Origin of the sequence: Paraburkholderia xenovorans LB400 (assembly GCF_000013645.1) — a bacterium.
Classification (GTDB): domain Bacteria; phylum Pseudomonadota; class Gammaproteobacteria; order Burkholderiales; family Burkholderiaceae; genus Paraburkholderia; species Paraburkholderia xenovorans.
Window position 1 is genome coordinate 2135193 of record NC_007951.1, and the last position, 14953, is coordinate 2150145.

Sequence of the window (14953 nt, forward strand, 5' to 3'; positions counted from 1 at the left end):
TGATTCAGATGTGTTCGACACGTTGCGTGCGGCGCCGCACCGATGATGTTTTTGGCGCCGCAAAAGTCTGAGAAAAACCAACAGTGATTCCGCAGACCAGACAGATGGATTCGCGCAGCGCGAGGTTTTACGCGCCTCGCGAAGGGGTGGCCAGAGCAGGGAGACGTTCAGCCGTAGAACGTGGCGGATATCGCATTGACCGCGCGAACTTCGCCGGCGGGCGCCGCGTATGTTGCATCAGCTTTAAACGCGCCATTCGATGCGTGTGCAACGAATCCGTCGTGCGAGATGAGCGGCTTGAGCGGGATGAGCGGCACGACGCAACGCCGGTTCGGCGGCAGATGGAACCAGTCGTGCGCGGCGCGGTAGTGTGTGTCAACGATATGAACGAAGCGCGCAAATCGCTTCGCTTCGATCACGAGCTGCCAGCCGTCGCCGTTACGCTCGGCGGCAACGCTCACGCCCAGATCGTGGCGTTCGGCAACGCGCCGCTCCGGTAGATAAAACGCTTCCGAAACGATCTCGCCGCTCGCCTTGTCGTGCAACGTGGCCATCACCACGTCGTGCGCGCGCGGGCCGAAGCGGTACGCGTGCGTGAAATCGAAGAACTGGCCGAGGCACGCGGCCGCGCTCATACGTTGCGCGCCGTGCGGCGCAAGCTCGACTTCGCAGCTTGCGGAGGCGACCTTGACGCTGCCCTCGCGCAGGCAGACCAGTTCGAGTTGTGCGACGAGAGGCTGCGCGCGCTCGTTGAGCAGATGAATATCGAGCCCGTTGAGGCCCTCGTCGGTCATCAGCACCTGAATGGGTTGGAGCGCTTTCGCGAGGCCGTGCAGGGCGCTTTTAGGCCGTCCTGTGGCATCGATCAAGCCCCAGCCTGCGCCGGCTCGCAAATCCTGAAGCTGCCAGACCAGCGCACCGCCGCATGTCGAACCGCTGCGGCGCCATTCAGCGAATACGTCGCCCATCAGTTCGGCGACCACCGCGCGCGACAGATCCAGATAACGCTCAGGGTCTTCGTAACGCAGGCGCGCGGGCTCGACACCATACAGCGTTTGCAGATAGTGGTCGCGCACGTCGTCGAAATCCCAGCCGGCGCCGGGGTCGCGCGGCACGGCGGCTTTCCAGCGCGGATCGTGCAGATGAATCGTGCCGAGCGCGTCGTGCAAGGTGGCGTCGTCGGGCACGTTGGCGAAGGCGAGGCATTCGGCGGCGAAGCGCACTTGCGAGCGGCGCACGTCGTCGAGCGGACGCTGATAGGCGCCGACGCCATAGTAGTGAGTGACGCCCTCGTTAGTCGAAAACGGCCACACGCCTCCCGATGGCGAGTTGCTCACGTACGGCACGTCGCTGCGTTCGCGCGCGACGATGGCGGGCAACCGTTCGGTGAAGAGTGGTTGCGCGCGCATCGAAGGCGGCAGGCCGAACATGGCCGCCTGCTGGTCGACTTCGCTGCCGCCGCACAGTACCGCGAGCGAGGCGAAGCGCCGGGTACGCGTCAGGAACTGGGTGGCTTCGCGTTCGATCGACGCACTGAACGCGGCATCGGTCGGGTAGTCGAAATTCGCCAACGCGAAGTCCTGCCACACGAGCATGCCGTATTCGTCGGCGAGCGCATAAAACGCGTCGGACTCGTAGACCATCGTGCCGCCCACGCGCAACATGTTCATGCCAGCATCGCGGGCCAGCGTGAAAGCGTGGCGCAGTTGCGCCTCGCTGCCGTCGAGGGTGACGAGGTCCGCGCTGGTCCAGCACGCGCCGCGGCAGAACACCGGCAGGCCATTTACGCGCAATGCGAAGCCCATGCCGTCGGCGCCGCGGTCTACTTCAATGCTGCGAAAGCCGATCAAACCCAATACGTGAGATGTGGGGTGTCCGTCATCAAGCTGCAACGTCAATGAATATAACGTGGGCTCGCCGTGCGTGTGCGGCCACCAGCGCTGCGCGCACGGCACGCGCACGCTGCCGGTCAGTGTATATGCATCGCGCCATTGCAAAGACGAAACACGGTCCCCGCATTCAAACGAGGCGCGCAAGTTCGGATCATTCTGTGGACGAAGGAAACGTAGCGTCAACGAAACAACGCCGTCGTCGCCGTCGAGCCGGCTCGACACGTCCACGGTGTCGAATGCGTGAGGCGCGTCGCCCAGCAGTTCGACGGGACGCCACGGCCCGACCGCCTGCACCGAAGGACACCAGCCCGGCATATGGCCGAGCAGCGTGGTGCGCACGTTGCGCAAGGTGGGCGGCGACACGAGCCGTGGCCGCCAGCGCGCGCGCGAACGTTTTGCCGCCAATGCCGGGGTGAGGGAGCGGAAGCACAGCGCGAGCGTCGCGTTGCCGTTCAGTTCGATGTCGAGATCGTGCGTGACGAACATCGAATCGGAGTCGAGAAGCCTGACGCCGTCGAGCCACACTTCGGCGACGGTCGCGAGGCCGTGCAGGCGCAAGCGGCGTTGGCCGGTGCCTTCGAGCGCGAGGCGATACCAGTGATCGTCGAAGGCAAGCGGCGGCGGCTGCGAAATGTCCAGCAGGCCCGCGGCCCGCCGCGCGCTCGCGACGGTGCCGGGCACTTGCGCGGCGAGCCAGCCGTGCGCGGGCAAATCGGCCGGCGACGCGCATGCGCCCGCCGGCGTGCTGACACATTGCCAGCCGATGTCGAGTCGCTGCGGCCAGAGCGTCTGCGGCGCCCGCGCCGGGGCGACGTCGACAGGCATATCGATTTGCGCGGCGCTGCGGGCTTCGTCGGGCGCGCTCACGAGCGCACCGCCCGCGTCGCCTTCAGCGGGCGCGAGGTTGATCGTCAGTCCATCCACGGCAGGTTCCTGAGAAGTCCGCAAAGCTTCGCGCGGCGCGTCACAGCACCAGCGCGGCCAGCGGCGGCAGCGTCTTTTCGTAAGCGCTTTCGAGCACGTCGAAGCAGTCTTCGCACAGATCGCGGCGCCCGCGGGTAATGGCCCGCACGAGCCGGAACTGCATGACCATCGACTCCGACGCAATGCTCTGCGCCGCCGCCGGAATCGATGCCGGAATCTCGAAGCCTTGTGCGGAAAGCCACAGCAGATACTTCGAGAGAAACTCGAAGTTCGCGCCGAGCTGGCGCATCAGGTTGAACGAGTACGGGTGGAAAAACTTTTCGCCACGTTCGAGCAGCGTCTCGAGATGCGCGGGAAACGCGGCCCGCCATTGCGAAACCGGATTGACGAGCGGCCGGCGTGCAAGATGCGCGCACAGCAGTTCCGCCGATGCCTCCGCCAGCGCGGTGCCTTCGAGCGCGGGCCGCGCCTGCTTGGCGAATTCCACGTACGGAAACAGCAGATCGGGCTGCTGCGCGAATTGCGGCAGCTTGCGGAACACGCCGTCGTAGTCCTCGCCGTCGAGCTGGTGATAGCCGGTGTTGTGAAAATAGCCGAGACGGCGCGCGTCGGGATCGATGAAGTCGATACCCACCGTGGTTTTCGGATGCTCACGCCGATACGACGTGGCGCGCGTGTTAGGCAGGTAATAGCCGTCCACTTCCACCAGCACCGTATGGCCGCGCGAGGTCTGCGCGAGCACGCGAGCTTCGAGCGAATCGTAGATGGCCAGTTCCTGCACCTGGGTGCCGTAGAGCCGTTCGATGTCTTCGAGCGGAAACTTGAAGAAGGTGAACTGGTCGCCTTCGAAATCCTGCGTGACGGTAAAGCCGAACGCCGCGCGCGGATCGAGGCCGAAGCCATGCAGCAATTCGATCCACAGGTCGACGTAACAGTTGGTCTCCTGCCACACGCGCTCGCCCTGATGCAGCGCATGCGGCGCATGCTCGCGCGAACGCGTGACCGGCGTGACCGGCGTGACCGGCGTGACCGGCGTGGCAGGCGTAGCCGTGGCGATGCCGCCCGCGGGCGGCGGATTGGCGCGCCGGCTCAGCGGGAAGGTGGTGTACGCGCCGTTCGGCAGGGGTGTCATCGACGGATTCATACGCGCTCTCCGGCGTTTTGCGCCGCCGCGTCGGCCACTGTCCGCATGGACGCGATGCCATGCGCGACGCGTCCTTCGCTATCGCCCCACAGCAGCGCGCGCACGTCGTCCGGCCAGGCGTTCACGTCGAGCCCATGATGACGGAACAGCGCGAGCGTGATGCGTTCCATGCCGAAGCCGACGCAGCCCGTATGCGCGACCGTGCCGTCTTCGCACGCGATCTTCCAGATCGCGCCGAAGTGTTCCATGTGATAGTTGAACGACAGGCAAGCCGTCTTGCCGCGCGGGTCGGCCACCGGAATCAGCAGTTCGAACTTGAGCGCCTGGGCACGCTGGCTGTCGGCGACGATCTTGCCGCCGCGACCGAAGAACGGGTCGTTGGCGAGATCCACTTCAACCGGCAGTTGCAGCAGGTTGACGAGCAGCGAGCCGCGCTCGATCCACATCTGCCGGAACGCCATCACCTGTTCGGCGTTGCCGAGGCGCACGTATTCGCGCTGACGGAACATCTGCATGCGGCCGGGATCGAGCGAGGGTTCGTGACGGAAGCAATACGACAGCACGTCGATCGTGCGGCCGTTCGCGGGCAACGGACCGCGCCGCGCCATCACCGGGTAGATCGGATAGCAGGCGGCCGGCGTGAGCACCACGCGGGTCGGTTTCTGCTGCGCCATCCATGCGTCGCTGCGGTCGTCGTCGCTTTCGGTCATGGCGTCGTCGAGCGCGCGCAACAGGCGCCGGTGGCCCATGTCGTCGCCGCAGAACGAGTGAATCGTGCCGGCCAGATTCGGGAAGCTCTTCAGATACTCGCTGTCTTCGAAGTCGGTGCGGCGCATGGCGGGCGGAAAGCGCAGCACTTCGGGCTGCTGGTCCGCGCCCAGATGCGTGATCGCCACGTTCAGTCGGTCCACCACGTCCTCGAAAATCTGACTGCGGCCGTACAGGCCGTTTTCGCCGGTATCGATCAACAGGCCCGCGGCCAGCAGTTCGTCACGAAAGCTCGGCGCTTCGGCCTGCTGTGCGGCCGCCGCGAGGGCGGCGGTATCGGTCATCGTGTTCATCTCAGGCTCTCCCCGGGGCGGCAGGACGTTGCGCGAGCAACAGGCTCGCGGTGTTCTGCGCAATGCGGTCGTTGTTGATCATCAAAGGCGCGGAGTACAGGTCGCGCAAATGGCGCCCGACGCTGTACGGTGTGCCGTTCTTGTAGCCCGCCATGCCGCAGATCATCAGCACTTCCTGCACGACTTGCAGCGCGGTGGTGGAGATGCTCGTCTTCAGCGTGTTCATGTCGGACGCGAAGCCGAGCATGGCCGCGAGCGGCGCGTCGGCCTGCGAGCCGCCGTGGCGCGCGTGGTGGGCGGCGCGCGCCGCCTCCAGCGCAACCGCGAGGCGCGCCTGCATCATCTGCAGCAGACCGACCGCTTCGGCGAGGCGCAAGCCGGCCGGCGGAATCGAACCGGGTTTCGCACGCGCCTGCGCACGGAAGAAAGCTTTCGCGCGATTCACGGCGTCGCTTGCCACGCCGGTCCAGACCGAGGCCCACAGCGTGTGCGAGACCGGCAGCATGGTCTGATCGGCGATCTCGGCGAACGGTGTCGGCAGAAGCTGTTCGGCTACGCCCGTGGCGATGAGCCGGAAGCCCTCGCTGCAGGTGCCGCGCATACCCATCGAATCCCAGCCGCCGCGCTTTTCCAACTGCGTATCGGCGCGCAGTGCAACGATCAGCACCTGGTCGGCGGCGGCCGACTCGGCCGTGCGGCGGGCGGTGACGAGAATGCCGTCGGCGTGAGCGCCATACGAGATCGTCGGTGCGAGCTTTTCGATGCGAAAGCGCGCAGCGTCGAGCTCGACTGCGCAGGCGCTGGTGCGCATGTTGCCGCCGATGGTCTCCTCCGAAGTGGCCGAAGCCAGCAGCCATTGGTGTTCGACCAGTTGCGCGAGCAACTTCCGGTGCCACGCCGAGCCGCTGCCGTGCGCCTCGATGCAGGCCACCTGGATCTGGTGCATCGCATACACCATCGCGGTGGAAGCGCAGCCTTGCGCCAGCGTTTCGCAGATCGCGCCGACGTCCGCGAGCGACAGGCCCGCGCCGCCGAACGCGGCCGGCACCATCGCCGAGAGCAGGCGCTCGCGTTTGAGCGCGTCGAATGCTTCGACCGGAAAGCGGGCTTCGCGATCCACCGCGTCCGCGAACTGCGCGGCCACCGCGGCACAGCGTTGCGCGGCCGCGCGCCAGCCGGGTTCGGTTTCGACGGCGGTCAGAATGACCGACGGATCGGTTTCGTCGTGCGCCGGCGTATGAGCGGCCGACGGCGCCGCATCCAGCAATGGGGCGTTCATGCTGCCGCCTTCGCCTGCTGCAGCTCGGTCACCGCGGCGGCCATCGAATCGATGCTGGAGAACAGCCGGCGCGTCAACAGACGGTCCGGAATTTCAATGTCGAATTCATCTTCGATTGCCAGCATCAGATGCACGGTCGCGAGCGAGGATAGGCCCGCGGCGTACAGATCGGCGTCGTCGGCCAGGGTGTCCGGCGGGACATCCAGGCGGGCCGATTCGGAAAGGATGCGTCGCAATGCGGTTTTCATGGTGTGGTCCCCCAGTTATTCAACGGTCTCGAATGTTGCGGACATCGATCGAACGCACGTGAATCGTTTTTGTGTCTATTGCCGCGGCGCATGCCGGTGTGGTCCATTTGCCGGGCGCGACGCGTTCACAGTGACGGCGTGCGGTTTCAGGCGGCGTGCTGACATGCCGTGCCCCGATGTCCTGTATTTAAGAATTGTCAAAGCCCAGCGTCAGTGCGATGGCGCACGGAAACACGCGGTTTGCGGACGTACCGTGTAGCCATCAGAACGGGCCGGCGCAGGCAGCCAGGCCCCCGGGGCGGGCGTGCGATGCCGGCCTCGTTGAATTTATTGGACCGCTGGGGAACGTGATGAACTGGAAAACGCTGGAATTCGATCAGCTTTCGGCACGCGAGTTGTATCTGATCTTGCGGGCGCGCAGCGCGGTGTTCGTGGTCGAGCAATCGCATGTTTGTCTCGACGCCGACGGCCGCGACGAAAACGCGTTGCATGTGTTCGCCGTGGAGGACATGGCGCGCCCGATGCCGATTCTCGCCTATGCCCGCCTGCAACCGGGCGACGCGGAAGATCCGGAGATCACCATCGACAAGGTGCTGACGAGCCCGCTGCGGCGCGGCGACGGCACTGCCGAGCTGCTGCTCGAACGCGTGCTGCAGGCGATCGCCGAGCGGTGGCCGGGACATGCCGCGCGTGTCAGCGCGCCGCTCGGCCTGCGCGGGTTCTATGAGCAATTCGGCTTTCGCAAGACGGAGGGGCCGTATCTCGAACATGGCGTGCCGTTCATCGGCCTCACTCGCCAGGTGCGCATGAGTCAGCCGCTGTTCGGCGTGCGCCGCCGCGAGCGCGACAGCGCCGTGCTGGTCAATACCTTCGAGTTGCTGTGATGGGGCGCATGCTCGTCACGCCATCCAGCGCGCAGCTTGCCCTGGCGAGACCGGCGCCGGACAGGCCACGCGCGCTGCCCGGCGCCGTTGCCGGGCCGGTTGCGCCGGTTGCGCCGGCCGCACCGCGTGCGCCGATTACGCGCGCGCAGCTCAGAGGCCTGCGCCATCCGCTGCGCCTGCCGTTGCTGCTGTTTGCGGTGACGTTGGGGCTGATCGCGCTGCATCAGGGCCGCCTGGTCGAGTACTTCTTTCCGTTCGCCGCGTTCGGTATCGCGTTGCTGCTGTACTGGCGCTCGCCCGCGCATTACCTCGGGTTCGTCTGCTGGCTGTTTTTCCTGACACCCGAGGTGCGCCGTCTCGCGGATTTCGTCAACGGTGCGTTCAATGATCAAAGTCCGATCATGATCGCGCCTTTGCTCGCCGTCGCGCTTACCGGGCTGACCCTGCTCAAGCATGTCTCGCTGCTGGGGCAGCGCCGCGCGGCGCCGCTCGTGCTGATCGTGATCGCGCTGCTGTATGCGTATGTGGTCGGCATGGCGCAGGTCGGTCCCGCCGCCGCGACCTATACGCTCATCAACTGGCTGTATCCGGTGATGGTGGCGTTTTATCTCACCGTCACGTGGCGCCACTATCCGGACTATCACCGGGTGTTGCTGAAGACGTTTGTTTATGGCGGACTCCTGATGAGCGTGTACGGCCTCGTCGAATTCGTTTCGCCGATGCCGTGGGACGCGTTCTGGCTGATCGCTTCGAAAATGCAGTCCGAGGGGCAACCCGTGCCGTTCGGCATGCGCGTGAGCAGCACGATGAATTCGTGCGGCCCGTTCGCGGTGACGCTCATGACGATTCTGCTGATGTCGTTCGCGGCGCGTGGTAAAGCGCGCATCGTGCTGGGCTGCGTGGGCATTCCCGTGTTGCTGCTCACCAGCGCGCGCAGCACGTGGGGCGGCTTTGCGATCGCGCTTGCATATTCGTTTCTCATGCTCAACGGCAAAAGCCGCATGCGTCTGCTGGCCGGCGTGCTGGGACTGGCCGTGATGGCCGCGCCGCTGATGATGATCGATCAGGTTGCCGAACCGGTGATACAGCGCTTCAGCACGATGGAGAACCTCGGCCAGGACAACAGCTATCAGGCGCGCGCCGAGTTCTACAAGAGCTTCTTCTCCTCGGCGTTCACCGACATCGCGGGGCAGGGGCTCGGCACGATCGGACTCGGCACCAAGCTCTCCGACGACAAATCATCCACGGCGATGGTCGATTTCGACAGCGGCCTGATGGAAGTCCCTTTCGTGATGGGGTGGCCGGGCACGCTGCTGTACGCCACCGGCGTACTCATGCTGCTGTGGCGCGCGTACCGCGCGAGCCGGCTGCATCCGAACGACCTGCTGGCGATTTCCGGCGTCGGCGTGGCAGTGGCGATCTTCTCGATGATGATTTTCATCAACACGCTGACCTCCGTATCGGGAATGTTTTTCTTTCTCGGCGTGACGCTGCCGGTGATCTCGCTGCGTTATGCGCGTGAACGTCAGAGCATGGCCGCCACGGCTTCACCACGTCACAACAAGATATCCAGATGAAGGACAAGAGGATGCGGATTCTGATCGTTACCCACGTCGTGCGCAAGAACGACGGCCAGGGGCGGGTCAATTATGAAATCGTGCTGGCGGCGCTCGCCGCCGGTCATTCGGTGACGCTGCTCGCCGCCGAAGCGGCGCCTGAACTGGTGCAGCATTCCCAGGTGCGCTTCGTGCAGGTCCCCACCAGCCGTTTGCCGACCAAACTGCTTCAGTACCAGATGTTCGCGTGGCGCTGCGGCGCATGGATTCGCGCGCATCGCAACGAATTCGACGTAGTGCACGTGAACGGCTTCATTGCGTGGGCGCGTGCCGATGTCAACGCCGCGCATTTCGTCCACCACGGCTGGTATCGCTGCGGCTTCTATCCGTTCCGGCTGCTGCACAGCCTGTATCACGCGTACCAGGTCATTTACACGCTGCTGAACATCGCGTGCGAAAAGTGGGCGTTCAGGCACGCCGAAGTAATCGTGCCAGTGTCGCAGAAAGTGGCGGGCGAGGTTCGCGCGCTGGGCATCGGCGAGGCACGCGTGCAGGTGATCCATAACGGCGTCGATACCGGCGAATTCACGCCCGGTGCGCCGGAACGGGCCCGCTTCAACCTGCCGCAAGCGCCGTTCATGCTGCTGTTCGCCGGCGACCTGCGCATGTCGCGCAAGAATCTCGACACGGTACTGCATGCGCTCGTGCGTACGCCCCCGGACGTGCATCTGGCGGTCGCGGGGATTTTGCACAACAGTCCGTATCCCGCGCTGGTGGAATCGCTCGGATTGACGCAGCGGGTTCATTTCACGGACATGGTGATGGACATGCCCGCGCTGATGCGCTCGGTCGATGCGTTCGTGTTTCCGTCGCGCTACGAGCCGATGGGACTCGTGCTGCTCGAAGCGTTGTCCGCCGGATTGCCGGTCATCACCGTGCGCACCGCGGGTGGCGCGGAAGTGATCGCGCGCGGCAGCGGCATCGTGCTCGACGATCCCAACGACGCCGCCGCGCTCGCCGTGGCGATCGAACATCTCGCAAGGGAACCGGACTACGCGCGGCGCCTCGGCCTCGCCGCGCGCGCGGTAGCCGGCACGTTGAGCTGGCAGGTCATGGCCGAGCGTTATCTGTCGGTTTATGAGCAGGTGCATGCGCGGCGTACGTCGCGCGAGCTGCCGGCGGCGTGTGCGACCGCATCGGCGGAGCTATGACCGATACGTCGATCGACTCGCTGCAGATCGGTATGCACTGGTTCAACGAGAGGCCGGGTGGCCTCGACCGCATGTTCAAGGCGCTGATCGATACGCTGCCCGACCAGGGCGTCAATGTGCGCGGCATGGTGGCGGGCACACCGGGCGTGTTCGATGTGTCGGGCGGGCGCGTGCTGGCCTTTGCCGGCGCGCAGTCGCAACTCGGCACGCGGCTGTGGGGCTCGCGCAGGCAGTCGCGCGCGCTGCGGGCCGCGAAGATGCCCGACGTGGTCGCCACGCATTTCGCGCTGTACGCGGCGCCCACCGTGGGCGTGTTCCGCCGCGTGCCGAAGGTCGTGCATTTTCACGGGCCGTGGGCGGCCGAATCGTTTCCGGGCGGTGGCGGCGGCTGGTCGCGCGCGGCGCGTGTCGCGCTCGAACGTTTCGTCTATCGCAGCGGGACACGGCATATCGTGCTTTCGCAGGCATTCGGCCGGGTTCTGCACGAAACCTATGGGGTGCGCGAGGACAGCATCCGTATCGTGCCGGGTTGTGTCGACGTGGCGCACTTCAATACGCGCGCGACGAAGCGCGAGGCGCGCGGACGTTTGCGCTTGCCGCAGGACAGGCCGCTGCTGTTCTGCATGCGGCGCCTCGTGTCGCGCATGGGACTCGAGGACCTGATCGACGCGATGGCTATCGTCAAGCCGATGATCCCGGACGTACTCCTGATCATCGCCGGAAAGGGGCCGCTGGAAGCGCAATTGCAGGCGCGCATCGTTTCGCGCGGCCTGGAGCGCAATGTCCGGCTGGCGGGTTTCGTGGCCGACGAGAATGTGCCGCTGTGGTATCGCGCGGCAGATCTTTCGGTGGTGCCCACGGTGTCGCTCGAAGGCTTCGGGCTCACCACGATCGAATCGCTGGCGGCCGGCACGCCGGTGCTGGTGACGCCGGTGGGCGGCCTGCCGGAAGCGGTGGCGCCGCTTTCGTCCGAACTGGTGCTGCCTTCGAGCGGTTTCAGGTCGATCGGCGAAGGTATTGCCGACGTACTGCTCGGTCGGCGCGTGGTGCCGGATGCCGAAGCGTGCCGCGCGTATGCGGGCGCGCATTTCGACCGGCCAGTGGTCGCCGCGCAGGTTGCGCGCGTCTATCGCGAAGCGATCAGCGCATTCTGATGCGCCTGTGATCATGCGAAGCTCTGCACGCAAAACCTTCGAGCGGCTCGTATGCGTTATCGCCGTGGCGTTGCCGGTGCTCGTGCTGGTCACGGCGGGCGATGCCGGCTGGACGACGCACGGGCCGACGCTTGCCACCGAAGCGGCGGCCGCCACTGCTGCGGCAACCACCATCACAACCGCAACCGCAACGACCGTGGCCGCGGCCAGCCGGCCCGCCGCCGAAGCTCAGGCCGTCTCCGCGCATCCTTCGCTATCCTACCGAACCTCGTGGATCGGCAACACGTGGGGCTATGCCGATCATCGCTGGATGCAGATCGACGTGCAGGCGCTCGCCGTCACGCCCGACGGTGACGTATTCACGAACGCGCCCTGGGACGAAGGCGGCGGCGAACTCGGCCAGTACCGCAACGGCGAGCTGGTTCGCCACGGCGGCGAGTCGCATGGCTGGGGCATGATGGGTGGCGACGCGATCGCCGTGAACAGCGAGTACGTATACGTCGCGCAAACGATGGTGAGCCTCGGCAACGAAGAAGCGAAACACCGCGCGACTCCGCGCGAGGGCGAAGTATGGACGGGCGTGGCGCGCCGCAGCCGCGCCGACATTCGCGACGGCGTGCCGTTCGCCGGTCAGGTGAAGTTTCCCGCCGGCAGCCGGCTCGCGTATCTGTTGATCTCCACCTATTCCGACAAGACGGACTATGCGGTGCGCGGCCTCGCTGCTGACGACACGCGTCTGTTCGTCTCGAACCTGCTCGATAACCGCGTGCAGATCTACGACGCGCAAACCATGCAGCCGGTCGGCGCATTCCCGGTACATGAGCCCGGCCGCCTCGCGCTCGCGCCCGACGGTTCGTTGTGGGTGATTGAGAACAGCCGCACGGACAGCGCGCGGCGCGTGGTTCACCATGCGCGCGATGGCACACGCCTTGCCGAACTCGCGTTGCCCGACGGCGTGGTGCCGGTGGATCTCACGGTCGATACGCGCGGGCGCCTGTTGATCGCCGACAACGGCGTACGCCAGCAGATCCTGATCTTCACGGCGGCGCCCGGCGCGACGGCGGGCAGCACGATTGAGCAGGGAGCGGCCATGCAGCTGTCGGCGAGCTTCGGGCAGGAGGGCGGCATCTACGCGGGGCGCGCCGGCGCGCCGGGGCCGCGGCGCTTCAACGGGCTGACCGGCGTGGGCGTGGACCGCGGCGGCAACCTGTACGTGTCGATGAACGGCGCGGGGCCGCGCCCGTTCGGCACGGGCCCGAGCACCTACGACGGCGCACTGCTCGAAAGCTATACGCCCGACGGCAAGCAGCGCTTCAGTCTGCAGGGACTGTTGTTCGTCGACGGCGCGCAGTTCGTGGATGGCGAGCCGCCTTCGGTGTACAGCGGCAGCAAGCGCTTCACGCTCGATCTCTCGCGTCCGCTTGGCCAGGAGTGGTCGTATGCCGGCTACACGGCGGATCGTTTCCGCTATCCGTACGATCCGTATTTTCATCTGTATCTCGGCGGCCAGCGCGGCATGCCGATGGTGCGCGACGTGCGCGGCCACCGGCTGCTCTACACGACCGACATGTACTCGTCGTATCTGCGCATCTACCGTTTCGCCGACGACCGCGAGACCGCGATTCCCGCAGGGCTCTTCTCTCAATCGCATATCGACGGCGCATGGCCGCCGAACCAGCCGCGCCAGGGGGAATGGATCTGGCGCGACATGACGGGCAAGGGCGACTTTTCCCCGGCGGCGTTCGACCAGAACCTGCGCGGCACCGACGCGCCGCCAATGCGCGGCTGGTGGGTGGATAGCCACGGCGATATCTGGCAGGGCACCGAATCGCAGGGCATTCGCTGCTTTCCGCTGCAAGGCTTCGACCGCGTTGGCAACCCGATCTACCGCTACGCGGCGATGCGGCAGTATGCGCCGCCCGCGCCGTTCTACCGGATCGCACGCCTGAATTACTTCCCCGACCAGGACAGCATGTTCGTGTCCGGTTCGACGCCCGCGCATCCGTTCGTTCAGGAGAACTGGAATGGCGCGGGTTCGCAGTTGGCCCGCTACGACCACTGGAAGAGCGGCAAGCCCGTGCTGCGCTATGTGATCGGCTTGCCCGACCGCGGCGCGCCGGACTGGTCGTCGATCAGCGGCTTCGCGGTGGCCGGCGATTACGTTTTCGCGGTCGAAACGCGCGGCGCGGTGGTGCGTGTGTACGACCGCGCGAGCGGACGCGATGTCGGCCGCCTCTCACCGGGCAAGGAAGTCGGCTCGACGAGCGGCTGGGTCGATGTGCCGATGCCGATGACCGCGCATCGCCTCGCTTCGGGCGAATACCTCGTGCTGGTGGAAGAAGACGCGTACGGCAAAGCGCTGATGTACCGCTTCACGCCGCAAACGGCGCCGCCTGCCGCGGCCGCCTCTCACTCAACGACTGTTGCGCAGACTCCATGAAAATCATTCACCTCGCCAATCACGCGAAATGCATCGGCAACGGCATCGTCAACGTGATGATCGACCTGGCCTGCCTGCAGGCGCGCGCCGGCCACGACGTGACGGTGGCGTCGGCCGGCGGCGGCTTCGAGGCGTTGCTGGCGCGGCACGGCGTGCGCCATGTGCTGCTGCCGCAGTCGCCCAGACCGTCCCGCGTGGTGGGCATGGTGGCGGCCTTCAGACGCCTCGTCGCGCAGTACGATCCCGACGTCGTGCACGCGCACATGATGACCGGCGCGTTGATCGCGCGCATGAGCGCGCTGCGGCGCCGCTACGTGCTGATCACGACGGTGCACAACGAGTTTCAGCGCAGCGCGACGCTGATGGGCGTGGGCGACCACGTAGTGGCGGTCAGCGATGCGGTGGCCGTGGCAATGGCGCGGCGCGGCATTGCGCGGGAGCGTCTGAGCGTGGTGCGTAACGGCACGATCGGCACGCCGCGCCTCGCCGACACGCCGATGCCCGCACAGCCGCAACTCGCGCATCCATGCGTCGTCACGGTGTCGGGCATGTATGAACGCAAGGGCATCGGCGATCTGCTGCACGCCTTCGTGCTGCTGCACGAGCGCGTGCCGGACGCGGTGCTGTATCTCGTGGGCGACGGGCCGGACCGTGTTGCAATGGAGGCGTTGGCGCGGCAGCTGGGTGTCGCCGCGCAGGTGCGTTTCGAAGGTTTTGTCGCGGACCCGCGTGCGTATCTCGCCCAGGCCGATGTGTTCGTGCTCGCTTCGCACTATGAAGCCGCCGGGCTCGTGCTGTGCGAAGCGCGTGAGCTGGGGCGCGCGATCGTGGCGACGCGCGTGGGCGGCATTCCCGAGATGCTCGACGGCGGCGAAGCCGGCGTACTGGTGCCGGTGCAGGATCCCGCTGCATTGGCGGAAGCGATCGGGCATCTCATGACCGCGCGCGACGCGCATGCGGCGCTGACCGCGCGCGCGCCGTACAAGCTCGAAAAATTCAGCGTGCAGCAGGTGAGCGACGGCTATCTGTCGATCTACGAACGCACGTTGGCAAGTTGCCAGCCGCGCCGTTTTGCGAGCATCGCCACGCGTGGGATGACTGCACCGGGCAGGGTGGTGCGCGACAGCGTCACGCAATCGACCACGATCTGATAGAACGGG

The 14953-nt window shown here is 66.1% G+C and carries 11 protein-coding genes; 6 read left to right on the forward strand and 5 right to left on the reverse strand.

Annotated features, from left to right (window positions below):
• Positions 1-167: 167 nt before the first annotated feature.
• From BXE_RS09480 to BXE_RS09500, 5 genes are read right to left on the reverse strand one after another with little or no spacing between them, the layout of a single operon-like run.
• Positions 168-2816: a glycosyl hydrolase 2 galactose-binding domain-containing protein gene (locus tag BXE_RS09480; protein ID WP_011488098.1), complete on the reverse strand. Its 2649-nt coding sequence runs from the start codon at positions 2814-2816 to the stop codon at positions 168-170.
• A gap of 40 nt (positions 2817-2856) precedes the next feature.
• The gene (locus BXE_RS09485; protein WP_038456297.1) at positions 2857-3960 is read right to left on the reverse strand and encodes a DUF1839 family protein; all 1104 of its coding nucleotides are present in this window, start codon (positions 3958-3960) and stop codon (positions 2857-2859) included.
• Complete coding sequence (locus tag BXE_RS09490) at positions 3957-5021, reverse strand: amino acid--[acyl-carrier-protein] ligase (RefSeq protein ID WP_011488100.1); 1065 nt, start codon at positions 5019-5021, stop codon at positions 3957-3959. Before BXE_RS09490 ends, BXE_RS09485 begins: the two co-directional genes overlap by 4 nt.
• 1 nt (position 5022) lies before the next feature.
• Positions 5023-6300, reverse strand: a complete 1278-nt coding sequence (locus BXE_RS09495) for an acyl-CoA dehydrogenase family protein (protein WP_011488101.1) — start codon at positions 6298-6300, stop codon at positions 5023-5025.
• Entirely contained in the window at positions 6297-6548 is a 252-nt protein-coding gene (locus BXE_RS09500) for an acyl carrier protein (RefSeq protein ID WP_011488102.1), read from the reverse strand. The genes BXE_RS09495 and BXE_RS09500 overlap by 4 nt, the downstream gene beginning before the upstream one ends.
• A gap of 350 nt (positions 6549-6898) precedes the next feature.
• Between BXE_RS09500 and BXE_RS09505 the strand changes: the two genes are divergently transcribed.
• Genes BXE_RS09505 through BXE_RS09530 form a run of 6 tightly spaced genes read left to right on the forward strand, consistent with a single transcriptional unit; the run spans position 6899 to position 14944 of the window.
• Positions 6899-7432 carry a GNAT family N-acetyltransferase gene (locus tag BXE_RS09505; RefSeq protein ID WP_011488103.1) on the forward strand — a complete coding sequence of 178 codons (534 nt, stop codon included), beginning with the start codon at positions 6899-6901 and terminating at the stop codon, positions 7430-7432.
• Positions 7432-9009, forward strand: a complete 1578-nt coding sequence (locus BXE_RS09510) for an O-antigen ligase family protein (protein ID WP_038456295.1) — start codon at positions 7432-7434, stop codon at positions 9007-9009. Before BXE_RS09505 ends, BXE_RS09510 begins: the two co-directional genes overlap by 1 nt.
• A gap of 11 nt (positions 9010-9020) precedes the next feature.
• On the forward strand, positions 9021-10199 hold the full coding sequence (locus tag BXE_RS09515; protein ID WP_011488105.1) for a glycosyltransferase family 4 protein: 1179 nt from the start codon (positions 9021-9023) through the stop codon (positions 10197-10199).
• Positions 10196-11353 (forward strand): glycosyltransferase family 4 protein, encoded by a 1158-nt coding sequence (locus tag BXE_RS09520; RefSeq protein WP_011488106.1) that lies wholly within the window; start codon positions 10196-10198, stop codon positions 11351-11353. Before BXE_RS09515 ends, BXE_RS09520 begins: the two co-directional genes overlap by 4 nt.
• Before the next feature lie 13 nt (positions 11354-11366).
• Positions 11367-13793: a hypothetical protein gene (locus tag BXE_RS09525; RefSeq protein ID WP_011488107.1), complete on the forward strand. Its 2427-nt coding sequence runs from the start codon at positions 11367-11369 to the stop codon at positions 13791-13793.
• Positions 13790-14944, forward strand: a complete 1155-nt coding sequence (locus BXE_RS09530) for a glycosyltransferase family 4 protein (RefSeq protein WP_011488108.1) — start codon at positions 13790-13792, stop codon at positions 14942-14944. Before BXE_RS09525 ends, BXE_RS09530 begins: the two co-directional genes overlap by 4 nt.
• Positions 14945-14953: the final 9 nt, after the last annotated feature.

Bases quoted from the DNA above. Each gene is read 5' to 3' on its own strand.
- BXE_RS09495 (WP_011488101.1), bottom strand. From the start codon at position 6,300: ATGAACGCCCCATTGCTGGATGCGGCGCCGTCGGCCGCTCATACGCCG.
- BXE_RS09485 (WP_038456297.1), bottom strand. From the start codon at position 3,960: ATGAATCCGTCGATGACACCCCTGCCGAACGGCGCGTACACCACCTTC.
- BXE_RS09500 (WP_011488102.1), bottom strand. From the start codon at position 6,548: ATGAAAACCGCATTGCGACGCATCCTTTCCGAATCGGCCCGCCTGGAT.
- BXE_RS09530 (WP_011488108.1), top strand. From the start codon at position 13,790: ATGAAAATCATTCACCTCGCCAATCACGCGAAATGCATCGGCAACGGC.
- BXE_RS09525 (WP_011488107.1), top strand. From the start codon at position 11,367: ATGCGAAGCTCTGCACGCAAAACCTTCGAGCGGCTCGTATGCGTTATC.
- BXE_RS09505 (WP_011488103.1), top strand. From the start codon at position 6,899: ATGAACTGGAAAACGCTGGAATTCGATCAGCTTTCGGCACGCGAGTTG.
- BXE_RS09520 (WP_011488106.1), top strand. From the start codon at position 10,196: ATGACCGATACGTCGATCGACTCGCTGCAGATCGGTATGCACTGGTTC.
- BXE_RS09515 (WP_011488105.1), top strand. From the start codon at position 9,021: ATGCGGATTCTGATCGTTACCCACGTCGTGCGCAAGAACGACGGCCAG.
- BXE_RS09490 (WP_011488100.1), bottom strand. From the start codon at position 5,021: ATGAACACGATGACCGATACCGCCGCCCTCGCGGCGGCCGCACAGCAG.
- BXE_RS09510 (WP_038456295.1), top strand. From the start codon at position 7,432: ATGGGGCGCATGCTCGTCACGCCATCCAGCGCGCAGCTTGCCCTGGCG.